The 24,831-nt window shown below is 61.6% G+C and carries 20 protein-coding genes; 12 read left to right on the forward strand and 8 right to left on the reverse strand.

Annotated elements, in window-relative coordinates:
* Positions 1–30: 30 nt before the first annotated feature.
* The 5 genes from bioD to bioB form a co-directional block, all read right to left on the reverse strand.
* On the reverse strand, positions 31–711 hold the full coding sequence (gene bioD / locus AACU78_RS07025) for a dethiobiotin synthase (protein ID WP_106575548.1): 681 nt from the start codon (positions 709–711) through the stop codon (positions 31–33).
* Complete coding sequence (gene bioC, locus AACU78_RS07030) at positions 708–1,520, reverse strand: malonyl-ACP O-methyltransferase BioC (RefSeq protein WP_106575549.1); 813 nt, start codon at positions 1,518–1,520, stop codon at positions 708–710. The genes bioD and bioC overlap by 4 nt, the downstream gene beginning before the upstream one ends.
* Positions 1,513–2,244 carry an alpha/beta fold hydrolase gene (locus AACU78_RS07035; RefSeq protein ID WP_106575550.1) on the reverse strand — a complete coding sequence of 244 codons (732 nt, stop codon included), beginning with the start codon at positions 2,242–2,244 and terminating at the stop codon, positions 1,513–1,515. Before AACU78_RS07035 ends, bioC begins: the two co-directional genes overlap by 8 nt.
* A complete protein-coding gene (gene bioF, locus AACU78_RS07040) occupies positions 2,237–3,418 on the reverse strand; it encodes an 8-amino-7-oxononanoate synthase (RefSeq protein WP_106575551.1) in 1,182 nt (393 codons plus the stop codon). Before bioF ends, AACU78_RS07035 begins: the two co-directional genes overlap by 8 nt.
* A 157-nt stretch (positions 3,419–3,575) precedes the next feature.
* On the reverse strand, positions 3,576–4,631 hold the full coding sequence (gene bioB, locus AACU78_RS07045) for a biotin synthase BioB (protein ID WP_106575552.1): 1,056 nt from the start codon (positions 4,629–4,631) through the stop codon (positions 3,576–3,578).
* 92 nt (positions 4,632–4,723) lie between these two features.
* Here bioB and AACU78_RS07050 point away from each other — a divergent pair, with 92 nt between their 5' ends.
* From AACU78_RS07050 to rarD, 5 genes are all read left to right on the forward strand, one after another.
* Entirely contained in the window at positions 4,724–5,461 is a 738-nt protein-coding gene (locus AACU78_RS07050; protein ID WP_106575553.1) for a ComF family protein, read from the forward strand.
* A gap of 57 nt (positions 5,462–5,518) precedes the next feature.
* Entirely contained in the window at positions 5,519–6,283 is a 765-nt protein-coding gene (locus AACU78_RS07055; protein ID WP_106575554.1) for a TOBE domain-containing protein, read from the forward strand.
* Between the two features lie 79 nt (positions 6,284–6,362).
* Positions 6,363–8,261, forward strand: coding sequence for a PhoX family protein (locus tag AACU78_RS07060; protein ID WP_106575555.1), 1,899 nt, complete (start codon positions 6,363–6,365; stop codon positions 8,259–8,261).
* 177 nt (positions 8,262–8,438) lie between these two features.
* Complete coding sequence (locus AACU78_RS07065) at positions 8,439–9,413, forward strand: serine/threonine protein kinase (RefSeq protein ID WP_106575556.1); 975 nt, start codon at positions 8,439–8,441, stop codon at positions 9,411–9,413.
* A gap of 128 nt (positions 9,414–9,541) precedes the next feature.
* Positions 9,542–10,426 carry an EamA family transporter RarD gene (gene rarD / locus AACU78_RS07070; protein ID WP_106575557.1) on the forward strand — a complete coding sequence of 295 codons (885 nt, stop codon included), beginning with the start codon at positions 9,542–9,544 and terminating at the stop codon, positions 10,424–10,426.
* Between the two features lie 226 nt (positions 10,427–10,652).
* Here rarD and AACU78_RS07075 read toward each other — a convergent pair whose 3' ends face one another.
* Entirely contained in the window at positions 10,653–11,165 is a 513-nt protein-coding gene (locus tag AACU78_RS07075) for a glycine cleavage system protein R (protein ID WP_106575558.1), read from the reverse strand.
* Between the two features lie 388 nt (positions 11,166–11,553).
* Here AACU78_RS07075 and AACU78_RS07080 point away from each other — a divergent pair, with 388 nt between their 5' ends.
* Positions 11,554–13,731: a malate synthase G gene (locus AACU78_RS07080; protein WP_106575559.1), complete on the forward strand. Its 2,178-nt coding sequence runs from the start codon at positions 11,554–11,556 to the stop codon at positions 13,729–13,731.
* 61 nt (positions 13,732–13,792) lie between these two features.
* Here AACU78_RS07080 and AACU78_RS07085 read toward each other — a convergent pair whose 3' ends face one another.
* Both AACU78_RS07085 and AACU78_RS07090 read right to left on the reverse strand, forming a co-directional pair.
* The gene (locus tag AACU78_RS07085; protein WP_106575560.1) at positions 13,793–14,161 is read right to left on the reverse strand and encodes a hypothetical protein; all 369 of its coding nucleotides are present in this window, start codon (positions 14,159–14,161) and stop codon (positions 13,793–13,795) included.
* 131 nt (positions 14,162–14,292) lie between these two features.
* On the reverse strand, positions 14,293–14,739 hold the full coding sequence (locus AACU78_RS07090; protein ID WP_106575561.1) for a response regulator: 447 nt from the start codon (positions 14,737–14,739) through the stop codon (positions 14,293–14,295).
* A gap of 246 nt (positions 14,740–14,985) precedes the next feature.
* On the opposite strand from AACU78_RS07090, the gene AACU78_RS07095 reads away from it, so the two are divergent.
* From AACU78_RS07095 to AACU78_RS07120, 6 genes are all read left to right on the forward strand, one after another.
* On the forward strand, positions 14,986–16,920 hold the full coding sequence (locus tag AACU78_RS07095) for a putative nucleotidyltransferase substrate binding domain-containing protein (protein ID WP_106575562.1): 1,935 nt from the start codon (positions 14,986–14,988) through the stop codon (positions 16,918–16,920).
* The gene (locus AACU78_RS07100; protein WP_106575563.1) at positions 16,917–17,624 is read left to right on the forward strand and encodes a 3'-5' exonuclease; all 708 of its coding nucleotides are present in this window, start codon (positions 16,917–16,919) and stop codon (positions 17,622–17,624) included. The genes AACU78_RS07095 and AACU78_RS07100 overlap by 4 nt, the downstream gene beginning before the upstream one ends.
* Positions 17,625–17,724: 100 nt before the next feature.
* A complete protein-coding gene (locus tag AACU78_RS07105) occupies positions 17,725–18,243 on the forward strand; it encodes an RNA polymerase sigma factor (RefSeq protein WP_106575564.1) in 519 nt (172 codons plus the stop codon).
* Positions 18,240–19,235 carry a FecR domain-containing protein gene (locus AACU78_RS07110; protein WP_106575565.1) on the forward strand — a complete coding sequence of 332 codons (996 nt, stop codon included), beginning with the start codon at positions 18,240–18,242 and terminating at the stop codon, positions 19,233–19,235. Before AACU78_RS07105 ends, AACU78_RS07110 begins: the two co-directional genes overlap by 4 nt.
* 140 nt (positions 19,236–19,375) lie before the next feature.
* A complete protein-coding gene (locus AACU78_RS07115; RefSeq protein WP_106575566.1) occupies positions 19,376–22,201 on the forward strand; it encodes an acyltransferase domain-containing protein in 2,826 nt (941 codons plus the stop codon).
* A 146-nt stretch (positions 22,202–22,347) separates the two neighbouring features.
* Positions 22,348–24,777, forward strand: coding sequence for a TonB-dependent siderophore receptor (locus AACU78_RS07120; protein ID WP_106575567.1), 2,430 nt, complete (start codon positions 22,348–22,350; stop codon positions 24,775–24,777).
* Positions 24,778–24,831 lie beyond the last annotated feature (54 nt).

Genomic DNA, 24,831 nt, shown 5'->3' on the forward strand with positions numbered 1-24,831 from the left:
AATGGCATAATGCCTTAGCGATAGCCAAAATCAGTCAAGCAGGTCCAGTTCCAGGTATTCGGCGACGGCTTCGGCGCTGGCCTGCTTGAGTTTTGGCACGCGCCCAAGGCAAGGCGCCGGTAACCGCTCAGCCAGGGTGGCGAGGTTCTCTTCCAGACGAGAGGTCTTGGGATCGATGATATTCGCCACCCAGCCTGCCAACGGCAAACCGTCTCGCGCTATGGCTTCCGCGGTGAGCAACGCATGGCTGATACAGCCCAGACGCACGCCCACCACCAGGATCACCGGCAGCTTGAGCGCCTTGGCCAGGTCCGACAGGTTGTCCTGATCGGCCAGGGGCACCCGCCAGCCGCCCGCGCCTTCAATCAAGGTGAAATCCGCCTGCCGCGCCAGAATCTGCTGCATCGGTTTCAACAGCGATTGCACCGTCAACGCCACGCCCGCCTCCCGCGCCGCCAGGTGCGGTGCAATCGCGGGTTCGAACGCCACCGGGTTGACCTCGGCATAGCTCAACGGCAACGAACACTCAGCCAACAGCGCCAAGGCGTCGGCATTGCGTAATCCTTTGGGGGTGACCTGGCAGCCCGAAGCCACGGGCTTGCCAGCGGCGGTGCTTTTACCCGCAAGCCTTGCGGCGTGCAGCAGGCCGGCGGCGATGGTGGTCTTGCCAACATCGGTGTCGGTACCGGTGATGAAGTAAGCGGCGCTCATAGAGGTTTCTCCAGTACGGCATACACCACTTGGTAGGTGGCGGGCAGACCTTGGGCCTGACGGAACTGCTCGTAAGCGTCCACCAGTGCAACAATCCTTGCGCGCCCCGTCAACCCTCCCGGGCGGCCCGGGTTGAGGTTGTGCGCGCCCAATGCTTTGAGTTCATGGGTCAGGCTGCGCACATCCGGGTAATGCAACACGTACGGCCGGCGCTCCAGGCTCAACACCCGCAAGCCGCTGGCGGCGCACAGCTGTTGATAAGCTTCAAAAGTGCGGAAGCGATTGACGTGCACCATGCCGTCCGCGGCCCGCCAGCTTTCGCGCAGCTCACTCAGGGTGCCCACGCACAAGCTCGCAAACGCCAATACCCCGCCGGGTTGCAGCACGCGATAAGCCTCGCTGAGCACGGCGTCGAAATTCGCACACCACTGCACCGCCAGGCTGGAGAAGATCAGCCCGCAACTATTGCCCTGCAACGGCAGGCGCTCAGCATCACCGGCAATAAAGTGCTCGGCGCCGCCCAATGGCCGCGCGTGGTTGAGCATGCCTTCGGCAATATCCACCGCCACGCCCTGGCTGGCGGGCAACCGCTCGCCCAGCACGCGGCTGAAAAAGCCGGTGCCCGAGCCCAGGTCCAGCCAGCGTTGCGGCGCGCTGCCCGTCGGCAGGCGAGCCAACAGCTCGTGGCCCACGGCGCGCTGCAACGCGGCCACGCTGTCGTAACTGGCGGCGGCACGGGAGAAAGACGCCGCCACCTGGCGCTTGTCCGGCAAGGCGCCCGGCAGTGTTGGGTGGGATAAATCAGTCATCAACGCACTCGTGCAAAAAAGCCTGGATGGCCCCCGCTACACCGTGAGGGTCTTCCAGAAGAAAAGCGTGACCGGCCTGTTCAATCAGGCCGATTTCTACATCGGGGAGCAGCGCCAGCAGGTCGCCAGCCGCTTGCGCGGGCACCAGACCATCCAAGCCTGCGAACAGATGCAACTGTGGGCCGCGATAGCCGAGCAAAGCTTCGCGGGTATCCAGTTGAGCCAGCAACTCAAGGCCGGTCATCAATTCGCTGGAAGGCGTATTCGGCGCGCCGCTGACCAGTAAACGCGAGAGCCCGCGCGGGTCTTGCGCACCCTTGGCACACAGCAGGCCGAAGCGTTTGAGGGTGACCTGGGAGTCGGCATGGCAGCCGGCAAGAAACGCATCGAATGTCTCAGCCGGCATCGCGCTGGGCCAGCCGGCATGGGCGACGAAACACGGGTTGCTCGCCAACGTCAGCAAGCCGCAGCAACGTTCGCCGCGTCGCGCCGCCAGCTCCGACGCGAGCATGCCGCCCAGGGACCACCCGCCCAGCCAGGCGTTGTCGGGCAGCGTGGCGTCGAGTTCGTCGAGCCATTCACTCACGTCATTCGATTGCAGCGTTGGCAATGGCTCGATCTGCACCTGCAGGTGTTCGTCGAGGCCGCGCAAGGCTGCGGCCAAGGGCTCCAGTGGCGATACGCCAAGGCCCCAGCCGGGCAGCAATATCAGTCGATCACGCATGGTCGGGCTCCGTGGCGCCTAACAAGCGGAAACACTCTTCCAATGCGTTTAACAATAGCTGCACCTGCGCCGCGCTGTGGGCCGCCGTCAACGTCACGCGCAAACGCGCACCGCCGGCAGGCACGGTGGGCGGGCGGATCGCGGTGACCATCAGGCCGCGCTCGTGCAGCAGCTGCGACAGGCGCACGGCGCGGGCGCTGTCGCCAATCAGGATCGGCTGGATCGGCGTGAAGCTGTCCATCAGGTCCAGGCCGAGCTGTTCGGCGCCCTGACGGAACTGGCGGATCAGGCCATTGAGATGCTCGCGTCGCCAATGCTCGGTGCGCAGCAGCTCCAGGCTTTTCAAGGTTGCGCAGGCCAACGCCGGCGGTTGGCTGGTGGTGTAGATGTAAGGCCGGGCGAACTGGATCAGGCTTTCGATCAGCTCTTCGCTGCCCGCCACAAACGCCCCGGCCGTGCCAAAGGCTTTGCCCAGCGTGCCGACCAGCACCGGCACATCCTCCTGGCTCAAGCCGAAATGCTCGACGATCCCGCCGCCAGTGGCCCCCAGCGGGCCGAAGCCGTGAGCATCATCCACAATCAACCAGGCGCCTTTGGCCCTGGTTTCACGGGCCAGCGCGGGCAGGTCGGCCAGATCGCCGTCCATGCTGAAGACGCCGTCGGTGACCACCAGCGTGTTGCCGGTAGCCTTCTCCAACCGCTTGGCCAGGCTGGCGGCGTCGTTGTGTAAATAGCGGTTGAACCGCGCACCGCTGAGCAAACCGGCATCCAGCAACGAGGCATGGTTGAGACGGTCTTCCAGCACCGTGTCGCCCTGCCCCACCAGCGCCGTGACGGCGCCGAGGTTGGCCATGTAGCCGGTGGTGAACAACAACGCGCGTGGGCGCCCGGTCAGGTCGGCCAGGGCTTCTTCCAGTTCATGGTGCGGCGTGGTATGGCCAACCACCAAGTGGGACGCTCCACCGCCCACGCCCCAGCGGGACGCACCGGCGCGCCAGGCTTCGATCACATGCGGGTGATTGGCCAGGCCCAGGTAATCGTTGTTGCAGAACGCCAGCAACGGTTGGCCGTCCACCACGACTTCAGGGCCTTGCGGGCTCTGGAGCAAAGGGCGTTGACGGTAAAGGTGTTCGGCACGACGGGCAGCGAGACGCGCGGCGAGATCAAAAGACATGCAGCCCTCGGATTAGCAGGTGAACTCGGTCAAACATGTGGGAGCGGGCTTGCTCGCGAATACGGTGCGTCAGTCAACCTATCTTTCACTGATCCACCGCATTCGCGAGCAAGCCCGCTCCCACATTTGGAGTGCATTCCAAATAGGAGGATCGGCGTCAAACAACCGCGTTATAGAACTGCTCGCTGCTCTTCTGCTCCACCAACGCCTGCTCGATCGCCGCCTGATGCACTTCATCGGCATGCTCTTCACGGGCTTCCGGCAGGATGCCCAGGCGCGCAAACAGCTGCATGTCCTTGTCAGCCTGCGGGTTGGCGGTGGTCAGCAGCTTGTCGCCGTAGAAGATCGAGTTGGCGCCGGCGAAGAACGCCAGGGCCTGCATCTGCTCGTTCATGGCTTCGCGGCCGGCCGACAGGCGCACGTGCGACTGCGGCATCAGGATGCGCGCCACGGCCAGCATGCGGATGAAGTCGAACGGGTCGATGTCATCGGCGTTTTCCAGCGGCGTACCGGCCACCTTCACCAGCATGTTGATCGGCACCGACTCCGGATGCTCCGGCAGGTTGGCCAGCTGGATCAGCAGGTTGGCGCGGTCGTCGAGGGACTCGCCCATGCCGAGGATGCCACCCGAGCAGATCTTCATGCCCGAATCGCGCACATAGGCCAGGGTTTGCAGGCGCTCGCTGTAAGTGCGCGTGGTGATGATCGAACCGTAGAACTCAGGCGAGGTGTCGAGGTTGTGGTTGTAGTAGTCGAGGCCGGCCTGGGCCAGGGCCTCGGTCTGGTCCTGGTCGAGACGGCCGAGCGTCATGCAGGTTTCCAGGCCCATGGCCTTCACGCCTTTGACCATTTCCAACACGTACGGCATGTCTTTGGCCGACGGGTGTTTCCAGGCAGCGCCCATGCAGAAGCGAGTCGAGCCAATGGCCTTGGCGCGGGCGGCCTCTTCGAGGACCTTCTGCACTTCCATCAGCTTTTCTTTTTCCAGGCCAGTGTTGTAGTGGCCCGACTGCGGACAATATTTGCAATCTTCCGGGCAGGCGCCGGTTTTGATCGACAGCAACGTCGACACCTGCACGCGGTTGGCGTCGAAATGCGCGCGGTGCACGGTCTGCGCCTGGAACAACAGGTCATTGAAAGGCTGCACGAACAGCGCTTTGACTTCGGCTAAGGACCAATCGTGACGCAGGTTGGCAGTGGTGCTGGCGCTCATGGGCGATTCCTTGATTATGCTTGGGCTTTCGCTGCGGGAAGGGCAATACCCACAGTCACGACACGGATGCTCGGCATATTTAAGGAAGATTCATGCACTGTCAACCTGGATACAAACACGAGGTTTACATCTGGCTAAAAAACAACCAGACCTGTTTAATTTGCGATGAGGCCACAGAATCGACCGATTGTGTGTGCAACGTCTGCGAAACAGAGCTGCCATGGTTGCTGGAACAATGCGAGGTGTGCGCCTTGCCGCTGCCAACCAGCGGTTTGATCTGCGGCCAATGCCTGAAAAACCCGCCTGCGTTTAAACACGTCGTCGCGCCGTGGTCCTTCAGCTTTCCCGTCGACACCCTGATCAGCCGCTTCAAGCATCAGTCACGCTGGCCTCTCGGCCATCTGCTCGCGCGCCTGCTGGGGCATCACCTGCAACACCGTTTTGACAACGCCGAACTCGAGCGCCCCGACTGCCTGCTGCCCGTGCCCCTGGCGCGTAAACGCCTGCGCGAACGCGGCTTCAACCAGGCGCTGATGTTGTCACGCTGGCTGAGTGCACAGCTTGCTATCCCGCACGATGATCATCTGTTGTTACGCCCTCATGAAACCGTCGCGCAACAAGCCCTCGACGCCAAAACCCGCAAACGCAACCTGCTCGCCGCGTTTGCACTGGCTCCCGACGCCCAGGTGCAAGGCCGCCACCTGGCGCTGGTCGACGACGTACTGACCACCGGCGCCACCGCCCACAGCCTGGCGCGGTTGTTGATGGACGCGGGAGCGCGGCAAGTCGACGTGTACTGCCTGGCACGCACACCTAAACCCGGGGCATGACTTGACTCGCGTGCGCCACGCCTGCAACGTCCGCTGACCTTATCGAAGCGTATCCACATGTCTCTGCCGACCTCGCTCAGCCAACACATCATCCGCCGCCCCCAGCGCATCGCCTTGCTGGCGCACATCGCCGAGCAAGGCTCGATCACCCGCGCGGCCAAGAGCGCCGGTTTGAGTTACAAGGCCGCCTGGGATGCCATCGACGAACTGAACAACCTGGCGCAAAAACCGCTGGTGGAACGCAGCGTCGGCGGCAAAGGCGGCGGCGGTGCCAAGCTGACGGCCGAGGGTGAGCGCGTGCTGCGCCTTTACCAGCGTTTGCAAGTGTTGCAGGCCCAGGTGCTGGGCTCGGACGAAGACGCGAGCGACTTCAACCTGCTCGGCCGGCTGATGCTGCGCACCAGCGCGCGCAACCAACTGCACGGCCAGGTCATCGCGATTGAAAGCCATGGCCGCAATGACATGATCCGCCTGCAACTGTCGGGCGCCTTGAGCCTGAGCGCGCAGATCACCCACGACAGCACGCTGCGCCTGGAACTGGAGACCGGCGTGGAAGTGGTCGCCTTGATCAAGGCCGGCTGGCTGGAATTGCTCGCCCTGGGGCAGGTAGCAACACCTGGACACAATTGCATGAGCGGCGTGATCGAGACGATTCTCGACGCCGACGACGGCCCCAGCGAGGTGCGCATCACCCTGCCCAACGGCCAGGTTTTATGCGCCCTGGCGCAGCCCGCCGCGCTCAAGGCGCTGAAGGCCGCAGAGGGCCAGCCAATTCAGGTGCAGTTCTCGCCCAGCAACGTGTTGCTCGGCACGCCGGTGTAGCGCGAGGGCTACTTCAAACTGCAACAATTTCGTCACGCGTGCTCCTTAAGGTGTCTGCAAAAACCGCAGGGAGCCTGAAATGAGCCTATTAGAAGACAACCAAGCCACCGACCTTGAACAGATGGTCGGCCTCACCCGTCGCCGTTTCATCGGCGCGGGGGCTTTGTGCGGCGCCGCGATGTTCCTCGGCGGCAACCTGCTGAGCCGCAGCGCCCTGGCTGTCAACGCCGCGTCCAGCAGCCCGTTGCTGGGGTTCCCCAGCATCGCCGCCGCCACCCGCGACGCCATCACCCTGCCACCCGGCTACAGTGCTTCGGTGCTGATCAGCTGGGGCCAGCCATTGCACAAAAATGCCCCGGCGTTCGACCCCTCCGGCAACGGCAGCGCCAAGGCCCAGGAGCAACAGTTCGGTGACAACAACGACGGGATGAGCCTGTTCGCCTTCCCCGGTGACGACAACCGCGCGCTGATGGCGATCAACAACGAATACACCAATTACCGTTACCTCTACGCCCACGGTGGCGCGCCGCAATCGGCCGAGGACGTGCACAAGGCCCAGGCCAGTGAAGGCGTGTCGGTGATCGAAGTGCGGCGCAAGGGCGACACCTGGCAGTTCGTGCAGGACTCGCGCTACAACCGGCGCATCCATGCCAACTCGCCGATCCGCCTGAGCGGTCCGGCGGCGGGTCACGACTGGCTGAAAACCCGCGCCGACAAAACCGGTAAAAAAGTCCTCGGCACCTTCCAGAACTGCGCCAACGGCAAGACCCCATGGGGCACCTATCTGACGTGCGAAGAGAACTTCACCGACTGCTTTGGCAGCAGCAACCCACAACAGGCCTTCGACGCCGCGCAAAAGCGCTACGGCGTGGTGGCGGCCAGCAAAGAGATCAACTGGCATCAACACGACCCGCGTTTCGACATGGCCAAGAACCCCAATGAACTCAACCGCCATGGCTGGGTGGTAGAGATCGACCCGTTCGACCCGCAATCCACGCCGACCAAACGCACCGCCCTGGGCCGCTTCAAGCACGAAAACGCCGCACTGGCTGAAACCCGCGATGGCCGCGCCGTGGTGTACATGGGCGATGACGAGCGCGGCGAGTTTATCTACAAGTTCGTCAGCCGCGACAAGATCAACCACAAGAACCCCAAGGCCAACAAAGACCTGCTCGACCACGGCACCTTGTATGTGGCGATCTTCGACGCAGGCGACGGCAACGCCGACCACCCAAAGGGCACCGGCCAATGGGTCGAACTCACCCATGGCAAAAACGGCATTGACGCCAGCACCGGTTTCGCCAGCCAGGCCGAAGTGCTGATCCACGCGCGCCTGGCCGCCAGCGTGGTCAAGGCCACGCGCATGGACCGCCCGGAATGGATCGTGGTCAGCCCCACGGATGGCCAGGTCTATTGCACCCTCACCAACAACGCCAAGCGTGGCGAGGAAGGCCAGCCGGTAGGCGGCCCGAACCCGCGTGAGAAAAATGTCTACGGCCAGATCCTGCGCTGGAAAGCCGATGCCGATAACCATGGCTCCAACACGTTCTCCTGGGACCTGTTTGTAGTGGCCGGCAACCCCGGTGTGCATGCCGGCACGCCGAAGGGTGGCTCGTCCAACATCAACCCGCAAAACATGTTCAACAGCCCCGACGGCCTGGGTTTCGACAAGGCCGGGCGCCTGTGGATTCTCACCGATGGCGACTACAGCAACGCGGGTGACTTCGCCGGCATGGGCAACAACCAGATGCTGTGCGCCGACCCGAGCACCGGGGAAATCCGCCGGTTCATGGTCGGGCCAGTGGCGTGCGAGGTGACGGGGATCAGCTTTTCGCCAGATCAGAAGACGCTGTTTGTGGGGATTCAGCACCCGGGCGAAACCGGCGGCTCGAGCTGGCCGGAGCATCTGCCGAACGGCAAACCGCGTTCGTCGGTGATGGCGATTCGGCGGGATGATGGCGGGATCGTCGGCGCCTGATAGGCCCCAATCGGGGGCAAGCCCCCTCCCACAATTGACCGCGTTCCTACAGGTCAAACGCGGTCTTCGTGGGAGGGGCTTGCCCCCGATGCGGCCAGTACAGACACCACCTATCTTTCGCCGTGTGCGTTACCATACCGGGCCGGACGCGGCGCCCTGCTGCGCGCAGGAGTTCGCATGGCCCATCCGTTTGAAACACTCACCCCCGACCTGGTTCTCGACGCTGTCGAAAGTATCGGTTTCCTCAGCGATGCTCGCATTCTGGCGCTCAACAGCTACGAAAACCGCGTCTACCAAGTAGGTATCGAAGACTCTGAACCGCTGATCGCCAAGTTCTATCGGCCGCAGCGCTGGACCAACGAAGCGATCCTTGAAGAACACCGTTTCACCTTCGAATTGGCGGAGTGCGAAGTACCGGTGGTCGCCCCGTTGATCCACAACGGCGAAAGCCTGTTCGAACACGCGGGTTTCCGCTTCACCCTGTTTCCGCGCCGGGGTGGCCGTGCGCCGGAGCCGGGCAATCTTGATCAGCTGTATCGCCTGGGTCAGCTGCTCGGCCGTTTGCACGCTGTCGGCTCGACCCGCCCGTTCGAACACCGCGAGGCGTTAGGGGTGAAAAACTTCGGTCACGACTCCCTCACGACCTTGCTGGAAGGTAACTTCATTCCGAAAAGCCTGCTGCCAGCCTACGAGTCCGTGGCCCGCGACCTGCTCAAGCGCGTGGAAGAGGTCTACAAAGCCACACCGCACAAGAACATCCGCATGCACGGCGACTGCCACCCCGGCAACATGATGTGCCGCGACGAGATGTTTCATATCGTCGACCTGGATGACTGCCGCATGGGCCCGGCCGTACAGGATTTGTGGATGATGCTCGCCGGTGATCGCCAGGAATGTCTGGGCCAGCTGTCGGAATTGATGGACGGTTATCAGGAATTCCACGACTTCGACCCGCGCGAACTGGCGCTGATCGAACCTTTGCGCGCCTTGCGCCTGATGCACTACAGCGCCTGGCTGGCACGCCGCTGGGATGACCCGGCGTTCCCCCACAGCTTCCCGTGGTTCGGCAGCGAACGTTATTGGGGCGATCAGGTGTTGGCGTTGCGTGAGCAACTGTCGGCACTCAATGAAGAACCGCTGAAACTGTTCTGACACTGCCGCGACGCCTTGTGGGCGCTGGCGACCCGACAACCCAGCTCCCACAGAAAAGCAGCATCCCATCGTCTGACAAAAATCCTTACAATTGCGCCTTTGTTAGCTGCCTATGCAAGGATTCTGCAATGCAACCCGCCAACCCCCGCAAGGGTTACATCCTGGGCCTGAGCGCCTATGTCATCTGGGGCCTGTTCCCGATCTATTTCAAAGCCATCGCCAGCGTTCCCGCCGCCGAAATCATCGTGCACCGCGTGCTGTGGTCGGCGCTGTTTGGCGCTGTGCTGTTGATGGTGTGGAAACACCCGGGCTGGTTTCGTGAACTGCGCGACAACCCCAAGCGCCTGGCGATTCTGGCACTGAGCGGTGCGTTGATTGCCGCCAACTGGCTGACGTATGTGTGGTCGGTCAACAGCGGGCGCATGCTCGAGGCGAGCCTGGGTTATTACATCAACCCGCTGGTGAATGTGCTGCTGGGCATGCTGATTCTCGGCGAACGCCTGCGGCGCTTGCAGTGGATGGCCGTCGGGCTGGCGGCGGTGGGTGTGGCGCAACAGGTATGGCAGGTGGGCAGTTTGCCGTGGGTGTCGCTGGTGCTGGCGCTGACCTTTGGCTTCTACGGGCTGATCCGCAAGCAGGCGCCCGTCAAGGCGCTACCGGGGTTGGTGGTGGAAACCTGGATGCTGGTGCCGATCGCTGTCGCCTGGCTGCTGTTCAACCCGTCGGCACACAGCGCACAGCTTGAGTTTTGGGGCACTGGCGAAGCCTGGTGGCTGGTAGCGGCCGGCCCGGTCACGCTGATCCCGTTGGTGTGTTTCAACGCTGCAGCGCGGCATTTGCCCTACACCGCCCTGGGATTTTTGCAGTATGTGGCGCCTACCCTGGTGCTGTTGGAAGCGGTGTTCCTGTTCGGTGAACACTTGGCCACCAGCACGCTGATCGCGTTCGCGTTTATCTGGGCCGGCCTGGTGGTTTACAGCCTGGACGCCTGGCTGACGATCCGCAAACGCTGATCAAATAACGTACAAAGCTCTGCAAGCCACAGCGGGCCTGGCTTGCAGACATCCACCCCAAGGTTATCCACAACCTGATCCCCGCCATTTGTGCACAAGCCCTTGAAACTGCTCGTTTTTTGCTCAACTTAAGGAGAAGCCCGGCCGGCGTGGCCTGGCGCTGGGTCTCTACAGGTTATCCACAGGCCCATGCAAGATTTCCATGCATAACCCTGTGGGCAGGCCGTTATTCTTCGTGGTGCAACTCCACCATCAAGTCATCCGCCAGGGTTTCCAGGGACAGTTGCAAGGTATCCAGGGATAACGCGGTGGGCACCTGCAACACTGCCTCGGCGGTAAACAACGGATCACCGCTCATGGGCGCCGGGCGCACATCCGTGCTCAGGCTTTCAAGGTTCACGCCCTGTTTGCTCAACAGCGCCGTGATCTCGCGCACGATGCCCGAACGGTCGTTGCCCACCAGCGTCATCAGGATGGCCTTGGACGCCGCGGTCTGCCCTGAACTGCCCTCACCCACCAGCACGCGAATGCCGTGTGTGGATAAGTCCTCCAGCGCATTCACCAAACCCTGACGACTTTCGGCGGGAACGCTGACCCGCAGGATCCCGGCAAACTGCCCGGCCATGTGCGCCATTCGGCTCTCCAGCCAGTTGCCACCGTGGGCGGCAATATTCTGCGCAATGCGTTCAACTAGGCCGGGTTTGTCGGCGGCAATAATAGTGAGTACAAGATGGTCCATGGCGAAGCCCTCTGAATTCAATCTACAAGGTGGACGCAGGCGCCCTCGAAAACAAATCGTGTACCATTTTTATATTTATCTGGAACAATCTGATAGTTTTTTGAGAACATCCAATACCCCACTGTGACCGCATGACCAAAGTGGGTCGCTAAACGACGTATTTAGTCAAATTTTCACAACCGCAACTCATCATGTAGTATGCAAAACCGCGCACTACATAACGTTAGGTCGATGTCTGCCAAGGCACCAACGTATCGCGATAACCCGCCAGCCCAGCCGCCTTAACGGCATGTACTGGGGGATCGGGTTCGTGGTTTAAATGGCCAGAGGCTTCATTGGTAAATTGAAAAGCTGAAAAGCGCATAAGCTCCGCAGAGTGAGGCAAGCAATGACTGAACACGTTCAAGTCGGTGGCCTGCAGGTCGCCAAAGTCCTGTTCGACTTCGTGAACAACGAAGCCATTCCCGGTACCGGCATCACTGCCGACCAGTTCTGGGCCGGCGCCGACAAGGTCATTCACGACCTGGCACCGAAGAACAAAGCCCTACTCGCCAAACGCGACGATTTCCAGGCGCGGATCGATACCTGGCACCAGACCCACGCCGGCCAGGCCCACGACCCGGTGGCCTACAAAGCCTTCCTGCAAGACATCGGATACCTGCTGCCAGAAGCCGCAGACTTCCAGGCCTCGACCCAAAACGTCGATGACGAAATCGCCCGTATGGCCGGCCCTCAGCTGGTTGTGCCGGTGATGAATGCCCGTTTCGCCCTTAACGCTTCCAACGCACGTTGGGGCTCGCTGTATGACGCGCTGTATGGCACCGACGCCATCAGCGAAGCCGACGGCGCCGAAAAGGGTAAGGGCTACAACAAAGTGCGCGGCGACAAGGTGATTGCCTTCGCCCGTGCTTTCCTCGACGAAGCCGCGCCGCTCAGCGCCGGCAGCCATGTCGATTCCACCGGTTACAAGATCGCTGATGGCAAGCTCATCGTCAGCCTTAAGGGCGGCAGCAACAGCGGCCTGCGCGACGATGCACAACTGATCGGTTTCCAGGGACCGGCGGACCAGCCGATCGCCATTTTGCTGAAACACAACGGCCTGCATTTCGAAATTCAGATCGACGCCAGCACGCCTGTCGGCCAGACCGATGCGGCCGGCGTCAAAGACGTGCTGATGGAAGCCGCGCTGACCACCATCATGGACTGCGAAGACTCCGTCGCCGCCGTCGATGCCGATGACAAAGTGGTGATCTACCGCAACTGGCTCGGCCTGATGAAGGGCGACCTGGCCGAAGAAGTGGCCAAGGGCGGCAAGACCTTCACCCGCACCATGAACCCCGACCGTGTCTACACCGGCGTGGATGGCCAGGACGTGACCTTGCACGGCCGTTCGCTGCTGTTCGTGCGCAACGTTGGCCACCTGATGACCATCGACGCGATCCTCGACAAAGACGGCAACGAAGTACCGGAAGGCATTCTCGACGGTTTGCTCACCAGCCTGGCGGCAATCCACAGCCTTAACGGCACCAGCAGCCGCAAGAACAGCCGCACCGGCTCCGTGTACATCGTTAAACCAAAAATGCATGGCCCCGAAGAAGCTGCGTTCACCAACGAGCTGTTTGGGCGTATCGAAGACGTACTGAACCTGCCGCGCAACACGCTCAAAGTCGGGATCATGGACGAGGAGCGCCGCACCACGGTCAACCTCAAGGCCTGCATCAAGGCCGCCAGCGAGCGCGTGGTGTTTATCAACACCGGCTTCCTCGACCGTACCGGCGACGAAATCCACACCTCCATGGAAGCTGGCGCGATGGTGCGCAAGGCGGCCATGAAGGCCGAGAAATGGATCGGCGCTTACGAGAACTGGAACGTCGATATCGGCCTGAGCACCGGCCTGCAAGGGCGTGCACAGATCGGTAAAGGCATGTGGGCGATGCCCGACCTGATGGCAGCGATGCTTGAACAGAAAATCGCTCACCCACTGGCCGGCGCCAACACCGCTTGGGTACCGTCGCCCACGGCGGCTGCACTGCACGCGCTGCACTACCACAAAGTCGATGTGTTCGCGCGTCAGGCCGAACTGGCCAAACGCGAGCGCGCGTCGGTGGACGATATCCTGACCATTCCTCTGGCCAGCAACACCGATTGGTCTGACGAAGAAATCCGCAACGAGCTGGACAACAATGCCCAAGGCATCCTTGGCTATGTCGTGCGCTGGATCGATCAAGGCGTCGGCTGCTCGAAAGTGCCGGACATCAATGACGTGGGCCTGATGGAAGACCGCGCCACCCTGCGCATCTCCAGCCAGCACATCGCCAACTGGCTGCGCCATGGCATCGTCAACGAAGCCCAAGTGATGGAAAGCCTCAAGCGCATGGCGCCGGTGGTAGACCGTCAAAATGCGGGGGATGCCCTGTATCGCCCCTTGGCGCCGGATTTCGACAGCAACATCGCGTTCCAGGCAGCGGTGGAGTTGGTGATTGAAGGGACCAAGCAACCCAATGGTTATACCGAGCCGGTGTTGCACCGTCGGCGCCGTGAGTTCAAAGCCAAAATGGGTGTGTAACTAACGAAGGGAGACGTCCCTGATCAAAAGATCAGGGACTGATCCTGCAAGGGCATTCAGATCATGGATAGAGGTAGTTCAACTCAGCCGTCCCCTTGATCTCCAGGTCGCGCCTTCCATCGTTGAACTTCCCACTGAACGTATATTTCAAGTTGTCGGTTGAGTTGGTGGATGTCACTTCAACCGTTCCGGCAATAGGCAGAAGGATATCGCCCAAGCTGCATCCAAATTTCGAATCAGTTTCCTCGAACTTGTACGTCGTGGTGCCATCCTCGATGGCGGGAACAAATGACATCGAGACTGACGTACGGGTCGCAGAATCTGCACTTTGAAAGTGATTACTGTCACCCGAAACGCTCGTGGAGCTGGTGGTGCGCAAAAGCTTACCGTTGTGGAAAATATCCGCCTTAATCTTGCCAGCTATTTTCATGACTGACTCCTGGTGGTGAATGAAGGGGGCAACCGTTCCCGATCGCCGCGCACTCATCCAGTAAACAGCCCCACCTATTGCTTGCCTACTGTCAGAATTGACAGTGCTTAGCTGATACCGACCAGTGGACGTTACTGCGCCATTCCCAGCTCGCGCTTGACCATCTTCGCCAACTTCACGCTGTCGATAGGTTTGAGCAAAAAGTCCACCACGCTCAAGTGCATCGCATCGATGACATCCGGCGCTTCAGCGTCCCCGGACATGATGATGATTGGCAGCGCCGCCCGAGTAGAGCTGCGCACTTGGCGAATCAATTCCAGGCCATTGCTCGGCGCCATGCGCAGGTCGGTGATCAGCAAACCGATGGAGCTGCTGGAGCTCAACAAATCCCACGCCGCCTCTCCACTGTCGGCGGTCATGCAGCGAATGCCGTCCAGGCCCAGAATCTCCGCCAGTAATTCGCGCGCATCTTTGTCGTCATCGACGATCAACACACGTTGTGGCGGTAAATCAGGCTCCAGCATCACAGCGCTCAGTGCCTCGCGCTCTGCATCACTCAAAATATCGTGGTCGGGCATACGTTTCTCAGCAGTTCTCATCAATCTCGCAGCACACTCGTCAGACATCTGCGGAAGGGCGAACAATGTGCACTTCGTCGGAAAGTTTGACTAGTGGGCGTTCTACGGGGTTTGCACGGTAGCCATGTAAGGTTTTTCCCTAGTCGCCAATGGTTTGACCGCTACCTAGACTTACGTCCAATGGGCACCCAGGGCCCGGGGGCCGACCATAAAGGACGATAACGACAAGAAACTGCGGTCACTGTTATGAGTAAAGCTGATGCTTTCACGCAGGCGGGAAAAACCGCCGTGTTGCAGAACATCCACGGCACCCTGCAATTCCTGCAACGCTTTCCCCCGTTCAACCAGATGGAAAACGCACACCTGGCGTATCTGGTCGAACAGTGCCAACTGCGCTTCTATGGTCAGGGCGACAGCATCCTCAAGCCGTCGGGTGGGCCGGTGGAGCATTTCTTCATCGTCAAGCAAGGCCGCGTGGTCGGCGAGCGCCCGTTGCTCAAGCAAGACGCGACGCAAACCACCTTTGAAATCACCACCGGCGAGTGTTTCCCGCTGGCCGCGCTACTGGGCGAACGCGCGACCCGCACCGAGCACAAGGCCGCCGAAGACACCTTCTGCCTGCAACTGAACAAGCCGGCCTTTATAAAGCTGTTCGCGCTTTCGAGCCCGTTTCGCGATTTCGCCCTGCGCGGCGTCAGCAGCCTGCTGGACCAAGTGAACCAACAGGTGCAGCAAAAAGCCGTGGAAACCCTCGGCACCCAATACTCGTTGAACACGCGTCTGGGCGAGTTGGCCATGCGCCATCCCGTCACTTGCAGCCCGAGCACGCCGCTGCGCGAGGCGGTCACGCTGATGCATGAGCAGCAAGTGGGCAGCATCGTCATCGTCGACGCGCACAAAGCGCCCCTGGGAATTTTCACCTTGCGCGACCTGCGCCAGGTAGTGGCCGATGGCACCAGTGACTTCAATCAGGTCATCGAGTCCCATATGACCCAGGCGCCGTTCTATTTGAGCCCGGACCACAGCGCCTTCGACGCCGCCATTGCCATGACCGAACGGCACATCGCCCACGTGTGCCTGGTCAAAGACCAGCGCGTGTGTGGCGTGGTGTCCGAGCGCGACCTGTTTTCCCTGCAGCGGGTGGACCTGGTGCACCTGGCGCGCACCATCCGCAATGCGCCACGCGTGGAAAACCTGGTGGCGATTCGCGGTGAGATCGGCCAATTGGTCGAACGCATGCTCGCCCATGGCGCGTCGTCCACCCAGATCACTCACATTATTACGCTGCTCAACGATCACACCGTGTGCCGTGTGATCGAACTGACCCTGGCCGACAAGGGCGACCCCGGCGTGCCGTTCAGTTGGTTGTGTTTCGGCAGCGAGGGCCGCCGCGAGCAGACGCTGTATACCGACCAGGACAACGGCATCCTGTTCGACGCCAAGGATGCCGCCGAAGCCGCCGAGATCCGTGGCCGTTTGTTGCCCTTGGCACAGCAGATCAACCAGAGCCTGGCGTTGTGCGGTTTCAGCCTGTGCAAGGGCAATATCATGGCCGGCAACCCCGAACTGTGCCTGTCGCGGGCCGAATGGGCGCGGCGCTTCGGGGCGTTTATCCGTGAGGCCACGCCGGAGAACCTGCTGGGGTCGAGCATCTATTTCGATTTACGCGTGGTGTGGGGCGATGAACAGGGCTGCGAGCAATTGCGCCAGGGCATTCTCGATCAAGTCGCGGACAACCGGCTGTTCCAACGCATGCTGGCCGAGAACGCCTTGCGTCAGCGTCCGCCGGTGGGGCGTTTCCGCGACTTCGTGCTGACGCGCAAAGGTGGCGAAAAGGCCACCCTCGACCTCAAGGTGCAGGGCCTTACGCCCTTTGTCGATGGCGCGCGCCTGCTGGCCCTGGCCAACGGCATCCACGCCAACAACACCCTGGAGCGGCTGCGCCAGTTGGTGGACAAGGCGGTCATTGAGCGATTGGACGGCGCCGCGTATGAAGAGGCCTACCACTTTATCCAGCAAACCCGCATGCAGCAGCACCAACTGCAAACCCGCGAGAACCAGCCGTATTCCAACCGCGTCGACCCTGACAGCCTCAACCACTTGGACCGGCGCATCCTGCGTGAATCCCTGCGTCAGGCGCAGCGCCTGCAAAGCAGCCTGACCTTTCGGTACCAACTGTGAGTTTGTTCAGTTGGCTGCGTGCGAAAAAGCCCGGGCTCGACGCGACCCAGCTCATGCGCCTGGCGCAGCTGCCCGCACCTGCCGTGCTGGGGGATGGCGCCTTGCGCAACCAGCGCTGGGTAGTCGTCGACCTGGAAACCAGCGGCCTGAACCTCAACCGCGACCAAGTGCTGTCCATTGGCGCGGTGGTGATTGAGGACGGTGCGGTGGATTTTTCGCAAATGTTCGAACGCACCTTGCACCGTGCCGAAACAAAGCTGAGCCCCAGCGTACTGATTCACGGCCTGGGGCCCAGCGCCATCGCCGCCGGCACCGACCCGGTCGAGGCGCTGCTGGACTTCATGGCGTTTGTTGGCGACAGCCCGCTGCTGGCGTTCCATGCCCCCTTCGATCAACACATGCTGTGCCGCGCGCTCAAGGACAGCCTGGGCTATCGCCTGGTGCACCCGTTCCTCGACGTCGCCGACATCGCCCCGCTGCTGTGCCCCGACGCGAATATCCGTGAAGCCGGGCTGGACGACTGGATCAACCACTTCAAGCTGCAGGTCGGTGAGCGCCATCACGCCAGCGCCGACGCCCTGGCCACGGCAGAGTTGATGCTCATCCTGTTGAGCCGTGCGCGTGCGCAGCACATCGACTCCCCGCAGGCGCTTCAAGCACGCGTGAGCCAATGGAAGCGGCGCAAACAAGCGCCATCGTTTTAATAGCACCGCCCGACAGACGCCAATTGCGCGCGTTCCTTGCCTCTGACACAATCGCGAATAATTCTCGTTAGTTTAAACCCCTTGTTTATTCGGTGATGCCTTGTCGTCGGTCCAGCCCCCACACACTGAGCTTGTTGGCGCGTTGTATCGCGACCATCGTGGCTGGCTGTTGGCGTGGCTGCGGCGCAACGTGGCCTGCCCGAGCCGCGCCGAAGACCTGAGCCAGGACACGTTCATGCGCCTGCTGGGCCGTGACGAGTTGCGCGAACCCCGCGAGCCACGGGCATTTCTGGTGGCTATCGCCAAGGGCCTGCTGTTCGACTACTTCCGGCGCGCGGCCCTGGAACAGGCCTACCTCACTGAACTGATGCTGATCCCGGAAAGCGAACACCCGTCGCCGGAAGAGCAGCAACTGATCCTCGAAGACCTCAAGGCCATCGACCGCTTGCTCGGCAAACTGTCGAGCAAGGCCCGCGCCGCCTTCCTCTATAACCGCCTCGACGGCCTGGGCCACGCCGACATTGCCCAGCGTCTTGGCGTGTCGGTGCCCCGCGTGCGCCAGTACCTGGCGCAAGGCATTCGCCAGTGTTACATCGCACTGTATGGCGAGCCGCTGTGAGCGTGGTCAGCGCCAAGCCGGTCTCGGCGCGCGTGCTGGATGCCGCGATTGCGTGGCAACTGTCCCTGGACTCAGGTGACGGCAACTTCGTTGCACAGGAAGAGTTCGCCAAATGGCTGGCCAGCGATGAAGAACATGCACGCGCCTGGCGCCAGCTGGGCATGCTCGACCAGCGTTTCAGCGTGGCCTCGGGCCCCGCGCGCGCGGCGCTGCTGCACTCGCGCGAAGGCATTCGCCAGCGCGTGCGCAAGCTTGGACGCGGCGTGGCAAGCATTGCGCTGCTCTGCGGCCTGGCGTTGTTTGCCGGTGAGCGATATGTGCCGATCCATTATTGGCTGGCCGACCAGCGCACCGCCACCGGCGAGCAACGCACGCTGAAACTGGCGGACGGCACACTGATCAACCTCAATACCCACACGGCCATCGACGTGCGTTTCGACGAAACACGCCGGCTGCTCGTGTTGCAGGAAGGCGAGATTCTGGTCGAAACCGGCCACCACGATGCGCGCCCGTTTTATGTACAAACCCGCGATGGCAACCTGCGAGCGCTGGGGACGCGGTTTATCGTCAAGCGCGAAGACCACGCCACACGCTTGAGCGTGCTGCAGTCCGCCGTGGCTGCCCAGCCCCAGGCACTGCACAAGGAACAGATTTTCAAGGAAGGCCAGCAAGTGCTGATGCGCAGTGACGGCCTCGACCCTGCGCTGGCCGTCTCTCCCGCCGCCGACGCCTGGACGCGCGGCATGCTGGTGGTCGACAACGCCCGCCTGGGCGATGTGGTCGGAGAACTCAGCCGCTACCGCAGCGGGTATCTGGGTGTGGATAAAACCGTGGCCGATCTGCGCATCACCGGCAGCTTCCCGCTGCACGACACAACGCTGGCGCTGAACGCGCTGCTGCCGACGCTGCCGGTACAGATCGAGCAGCACACACCGTGGTGGACCCAGGTGGTCGCAAGGCCGGCGCAAAGCGGTTCGGTAAGCAATAATTGAATCGAGCCTATCTCGAAACGTTACAAAAAACTGTCATTTCTCACAGGTACGCCGCCCAGTTTTTTGCCATCCAATGAGCCTTCGTTTTTTCCAACGTCCTGCTGGTAAAGCGATCCTGTTCGGCTAACGAGGATGGACCCATGTCAACCCAACTCAACATCTACAGTCAAAACTATGTTTTCGCCTTTCCTGGCCAAGGCAGCGATCCGTGCGGCGCTCTGGCGGAGCTGTATCAGCATGTACCCGAAACCAGAGACCGAATTGACACGATTCTGGCAATCATCGAAACCGAGGCAGCGGCGCACGAGCCTGATCCCCATCCAGGGTTAATCACCCAGGTTCTGTTGACCCGCGATCACGCCCTACCGCTGCCTTCAGGTGTGGCACAACTGGCGCTGTATGGCGCTGCAGTGGTGCTTAACCAGTTGCTGCAGGCCACGGGCATTGTTCCCTCCCTGATCGTTGCGCAAAGCTTCGGCGAAATTGCTGCCCGGGTGTGTGGTGGCGTGCTCGACATTGCCCAGGGTGCCCGCGCGGTCTGCGCCCTCAACGCCGCCTACCGCAGCGAGGAGGGGCGAGGCAGCATGCTGCTGGTCAACCTTTCAGCGCAGGACACGCAAGCACTGCTGGACCGCTACCCCGAGTCGAACCTGGTGCTGGGCTCCGTCAACGCGCCGGCCCAATGCATCATCAGCGGCGAGACGGCAGACCTGGAGCACCTGCTTGCTCACCACGATGACAGCGCGCACCCCTTGCGCCCGGTCTCGATCGCTTACGCGTCGCACTACCCGCCTCACACGGAGGTCGCCCGGCAACTTCACAAAAACCTGCAGCCGCTGACACCCAAACCCTTCAAAACACCGATCTACTCAACTGTGCTGGGGCGTCGCTACGAACCCGAGGACGATTTGCATCACCTGTTTACCCTGGGCGTCACGCAACCCACCAACCTGCCCCACACGTTGGCGCAACTGCCGACGGACAAACACACCGTGTTTATTGACCTTGGGGTAAACAGCGGCCTGTCGGTGTGCATACGCAAAAGCCTGCATCCTGCACAGACCTACGCGCCGCTGGCGCAACCTATCGAAAGCCTGCGCCATTTGCTGGTCAATGCGCCCGAAGCACACAAGGCCGTGGTTGCCTTGCGCCAGCTGGCCAACGGGCCCGTCGATGCCGAGGTTCACGCGCAGATGGCGAAGATGTTCAGCGACCCCGAACTCCATCCTCGCGCCAACCAGAGTTTTCATGAGGGCCATCGGCACACCTACCAGCGCTTGCAGCACCTGATGCGCCAGCTGCCCGACGGTATCCATGGCTTTGCGCAGCCACAGTTATTGATGGCCGAGGCCACCCACGCGGCGCTCAATGATCCCTCGCTGTTCATGGGCTGCGTGATTCAGCAGGGGTTGTGTATCGGTACGCTGCTGGCGTTCGAGCAGGATCACCCGAGCGCCACCCAGTGGCGACGCAAACTGGAGGCCGGCGAGAGTCTGGGGGTGTACGCGCTGACCGAGATAGGCCGCAGCAACTCCCACATGGGCGCGTGTGTCGAGGCAGTATTCGACGCCGACACGCGCACCTTCGTGCTGAACACACCCAACAAGGCCGCGCTTAAATTCGCCAACGTCGGGATCAGCAACCTGGACAAGCTGGGCGTGGTGTTTGCCCAAGTGATCGTTCAGGGCCAGCCCTGTGGCGTCTTCGCGTTCATGCTGCCATTGAGTGACGCCAACGGCCCGCGCCCGGGAGTTTCCATGTCGTCACCGGCGGAAATCCGCGCAGTGCCGCTGGATTACGGCCTGGCGAGTTTTGACAACGTGCGCCTGCCCTTCGACGCGTGGCTGCGCGATGGCGCTTCGATCGACGCGTCCAACCAGTTCCACGACCCATTGGGCAGTACGGACCGTCGCCTGATTCGCTCACTGTTTGCGCCCAAGAATGTGTGGGCGATGGTCGGCGTCGGCTTGAGTTCGGTGATGCTTGCCTGTTCAACCCTGGCCCTGACCCATGCCAACCGACGCACGACCCAGGCGCGGATCGGTAACGGCACCGGCCTGTTGGCTTTTCGCACCCAACGCCGCGCGCTGTTCGGTTGCCTGGCCACGGCGTATGTCATGAAGTGCTTTGCCAACGACTCCGCCCGCCTGTGGATTGAAGGCACGGCCAGTCAGGCGTCACTGCACACCACCGGCACAGGCGACGTGACGTGGACACCGTGGGCCGCCATCAGCCAAACCCTGGCGCTGACCAAGGCGCTGTGTGCACCCGCCGCCGAGGCGCTGGCGACAGAGTGCCGGTTGCGTTGCGGGGTGGCCGGTGCGCTCAACCTCAATCGCTTCGCCGACTACGAAGGCATGGCCAAAATCTACCAGGATGCCGGTGGCAATAACCGCATGATCCTGCTGGACGCCGCCAAGGTACTGATCGGCCAACCCTTGAGCGAACCCACACCCCCCGACCCCCAGGCCGGGCTGGATGACGCCGGGTACTGGCAAGCCATGGCTCACACCCTGGAGTACCGTTTGCTCAAGCACGTGGCCGACCATATTGCCCGGCACCGTGGCGAGGGAGAGGACGACATGCAGGTCTGGAACGCGCAGTTGATGGTCGTTGCTCGCGCAGGAGAGGCTTACGCCCAGCGTCTTGCCATCGACAGCGCAATTCGCGCCGGCAGCTTGCTGCCCCACGGGTTGGCCAGGGAACTGGGCAACGCGCTGTGCGGCCTCTACGTGTTGGAATACCTGAACAAGCATGCCGCCTGGTTCATCAGCGAGGGCCTCATGGACATCGCCCGCTACCGCGCCCTTGAGGCTCGGCTTGATTCGCTGAGCGACTTTCTGGCCACACAGGTTGACGTGTTGATCCAAGCCTTCGGTCATGGCGCAGCCACACGCGCGGCAATCGCCCAGACCGATCATTACCCCGACGCCCTGGCCGACAAACTGCAGTGGGCGGTTGGCTGAAAAACCCAGCTACCCTGAGCCTTGAGGGCCATGCCGTTCGATCAGTTGCGCACCTTCGCAGATTTATTTTCGCTTGGCCCTATCACTTTTTGATTCTCGTCCGGCACCTAGGCAATTGAGAAATGTTTCCATTCAGGAGCCGCCCTATGTCCCGCACGCTAGACACCTTGTTGCGCCCCAGCCTGTTAGCCGTGGCCATCGCCCTCAGCGCCCCGCTGGCGAGCACCACGCTGATCGCCGCCGAACAGGCTTCGAGCGTGCGCGCCTACAACCTGCCGGCTGCACCGTTGGCCAGCACGCTGAACCAGATCGCCAGCCAGGCCGGCCTTGCGCTGACCCTCAACCCAGCGTTGGCGTCGGGCAAGACCTCGGCACCGGTCAACGGCCAGTTCGATGCGCAGGGCGCGCTGCGAGAGGCGTTGCGTGGCACCGGGCTGCAGCTGGAGCAAAGCAGCGCGGGGACGTTTACGCTGGTGGCCATTCCGGAAGGCGTCGTGGCGTTGGCTGAGACCAGTATCACTGCTCAAGGCGACACTGAAAGTGCATGGGGCCCGGTCACTGGCTACCTGGCGACGCGCACTGCGGCCGGCACCAAGACCGACACCGCACTGGTTGAAGCACCGCGCTCGATCTCTGTGGCGACCCGCGAGCAGATGCAGGACCGCAACGTCCAGAACCTCGATGATGCCGTCAAATACATGCCCGGCATCGTATCGTCCAGTTACGGCAGCGACACCCGTTACGACTGGATGCGCGTGCGCGGTTTCGAACCGACGCAATTCCTCGACGGCCTGCCTTTGCCGCGCGGCGTTTACGCCAACCCTAAAGCCGAAACCTGGAACCTCGACCGCCTCGCCCTGCTGCGTGGCCCGGCCTCGTCGATCTATGGCCAGACACCACCAGGCGGCCTGCTGGACATGGTCAGCCGCCGTCCCAGCGAGGAATCGAGCCATGCTATCCAGTTGCAATACGGCAGTGACAACTACCGCCAGATCAACTTCGACAGCACCGGCAAAATCGATGATGAAGGCCAGTTCCTGTATGGCGTCAGCGGCGTGGTACGCGATGCCGGCACCCAGGTCGATCACATCGACAACAAGCGCTACAACATCGCGCCGAGCCTGACCTGGAATATTGATACCGACACCAAGCTGACCCTGCTCTCGCAGTTCACCCGCGACGATACCGGCACCACCAGCCAGTTCATGCCGATCCAGGGCACCAAGATCAAATCGCCGCTGGGCGACGTTTCCCACCACAAGAACCTCGGTGATCCGGACTACGAGTTCTACGACCGCACCTACTACGCGATGGGCTATGCGTTCGAACACCGTTTCAACGATACCTGGCAGTTCAAGCAGAACCTGCGTTACACCAAGTCGGAGCTGGATTTCCAGCAACTGACCGTGGGTTCCTTTGCTTACTCACCGGCCGATGCGGCGGGCAATATCAGCCGGTCGACCACCAACGTTGACGAAAGCATCGGCCAGTTGGCGATCGATAACAACTTCCAGGCTGACTTCGCAACGGGCGACATTGCCCACACCCTGCTGCTGGGCCTGGATCACCAACGAACCGATACCTCTTACCGCGCGATATACGGTACAGCGTCGGGTATCAACATTTTCAACCCGATCAATACCCAGCCGACGCTGCGTCCGACGGATGTCCGACCTTTTTACGACTACAACCAGAAAACCGTGCAAACCGGCCTCTACGTGCAGGACCAGATGGCTCTGGACAAGTGGCGCCTGACCCTGGGCGGGCGTGAAGACTGGGTGCATCAAGGCACCACCTACTTCAACGACAACGATGCAACCAACACCGATCGCATCAAACACTTCAGTGGCAACGCGGCGCTGAGCTATGTGTTTGATTCAGGATTCGTACCGTATCTGTCTTACGCCGAGTCGTTCCAGCCGGCGAGCAACGCAGATACCAATGCGCTCAAGACGTTCAAACCGACCGAAGGCAAGCAATGGGAAATGGGGGTGAAGTACCAGCCGCCCGGCTCCAACACATTGCTGAGCGCAGCGGTCTACGACCTGACCCAGAAGAACGTGCAGGTGACTAACCTCGGCCCAGGCGGCCAGCAAATCAACAGCCAGACCGGCGAAGTGAAGGTCAAGGGCCTGGAACTGGAAGCCGTGTCTGACGTGAACGAGAACCTCAAGGTCATCGCCGCCTACACCCTGGCAAAATCCGAGGTGCAAAAGGGCATCTACAAAGGTAACCGCCTGACATTGATGCCAAACCAGCAAGCCTCGCTGTGGACCGACTACACCTGGCACAGCGGCGTACTTGACGGTTTCGGTATCGGTTTTGGTGCCCGCTACACCGGCAACACGTATGGCGACCAGGCCAACACCTGGCTGGGCAAGGCCAACGCCTACACCGTGTTCGATGGTTCGGTGCATTACGATCTGGGCCGCCTGGATAACAGCCTGAAAGGCGCATCGGTTAAATTGAACGCCACCAACCTGTTCAACAAAGACTACCTTTCCACCTGCGACGGCAACTACTGCTACTTCGGTGACCAGCGCAGCGTAGTCGCCAGCGCTACCTACCAGTGGTAATTGGCTGAGTTAATAACCAGGCCGTCCCCCGGGACGGCTTCGGTGTGTCTGAAG

Source organism: Pseudomonas sp. R9.37, from assembly GCF_963878885.1.
GTDB lineage: Bacteria > Pseudomonadota > Gammaproteobacteria > Pseudomonadales > Pseudomonadaceae > Aquipseudomonas.

Excerpts from the sequence above, each read along its gene's own strand:
- AACU78_RS07035 (WP_106575550.1), bottom strand. The coding sequence starts at position 2,244 with ATGCGTGATCGACTGATATTGCTGCCCGGCTGGGGCCTTGGCGTATCG.
- bioB (WP_106575552.1), bottom strand. The coding sequence starts at position 4,631 with ATGAGCGCCAGCACCACTGCCAACCTGCGTCACGATTGGTCCTTAGCC.
- AACU78_RS07120 (WP_106575567.1), top strand. The coding sequence starts at position 22,348 with ATGTCCCGCACGCTAGACACCTTGTTGCGCCCCAGCCTGTTAGCCGTG.
- AACU78_RS07060 (WP_106575555.1), top strand. The coding sequence starts at position 6,363 with ATGAGCCTATTAGAAGACAACCAAGCCACCGACCTTGAACAGATGGTC.
- AACU78_RS07085 (WP_106575560.1), bottom strand. The coding sequence starts at position 14,161 with ATGAAAATAGCTGGCAAGATTAAGGCGGATATTTTCCACAACGGTAAG.
- AACU78_RS07090 (WP_106575561.1), bottom strand. The coding sequence starts at position 14,739 with ATGCCCGACCACGATATTTTGAGTGATGCAGAGCGCGAGGCACTGAGC.
- AACU78_RS07080 (WP_106575559.1), top strand. The coding sequence starts at position 11,554 with ATGACTGAACACGTTCAAGTCGGTGGCCTGCAGGTCGCCAAAGTCCTG.
- AACU78_RS07115 (WP_106575566.1), top strand. The coding sequence starts at position 19,376 with ATGTCAACCCAACTCAACATCTACAGTCAAAACTATGTTTTCGCCTTT.
- bioC (WP_106575549.1), bottom strand. The coding sequence starts at position 1,520 with ATGACTGATTTATCCCACCCAACACTGCCGGGCGCCTTGCCGGACAAG.
- rarD (WP_106575557.1), top strand. The coding sequence starts at position 9,542 with ATGCAACCCGCCAACCCCCGCAAGGGTTACATCCTGGGCCTGAGCGCC.
- AACU78_RS07065 (WP_106575556.1), top strand. The coding sequence starts at position 8,439 with ATGGCCCATCCGTTTGAAACACTCACCCCCGACCTGGTTCTCGACGCT.
- AACU78_RS07050 (WP_106575553.1), top strand. The coding sequence starts at position 4,724 with ATGCACTGTCAACCTGGATACAAACACGAGGTTTACATCTGGCTAAAA.
- AACU78_RS07075 (WP_106575558.1), bottom strand. The coding sequence starts at position 11,165 with ATGGACCATCTTGTACTCACTATTATTGCCGCCGACAAACCCGGCCTA.
- AACU78_RS07095 (WP_106575562.1), top strand. The coding sequence starts at position 14,986 with ATGAGTAAAGCTGATGCTTTCACGCAGGCGGGAAAAACCGCCGTGTTG.
- bioD (WP_106575548.1), bottom strand. The coding sequence starts at position 711 with ATGAGCGCCGCTTACTTCATCACCGGTACCGACACCGATGTTGGCAAG.
- AACU78_RS07055 (WP_106575554.1), top strand. The coding sequence starts at position 5,519 with ATGTCTCTGCCGACCTCGCTCAGCCAACACATCATCCGCCGCCCCCAG.
- bioF (WP_106575551.1), bottom strand. The coding sequence starts at position 3,418 with ATGTCTTTTGATCTCGCCGCGCGTCTCGCTGCCCGTCGTGCCGAACAC.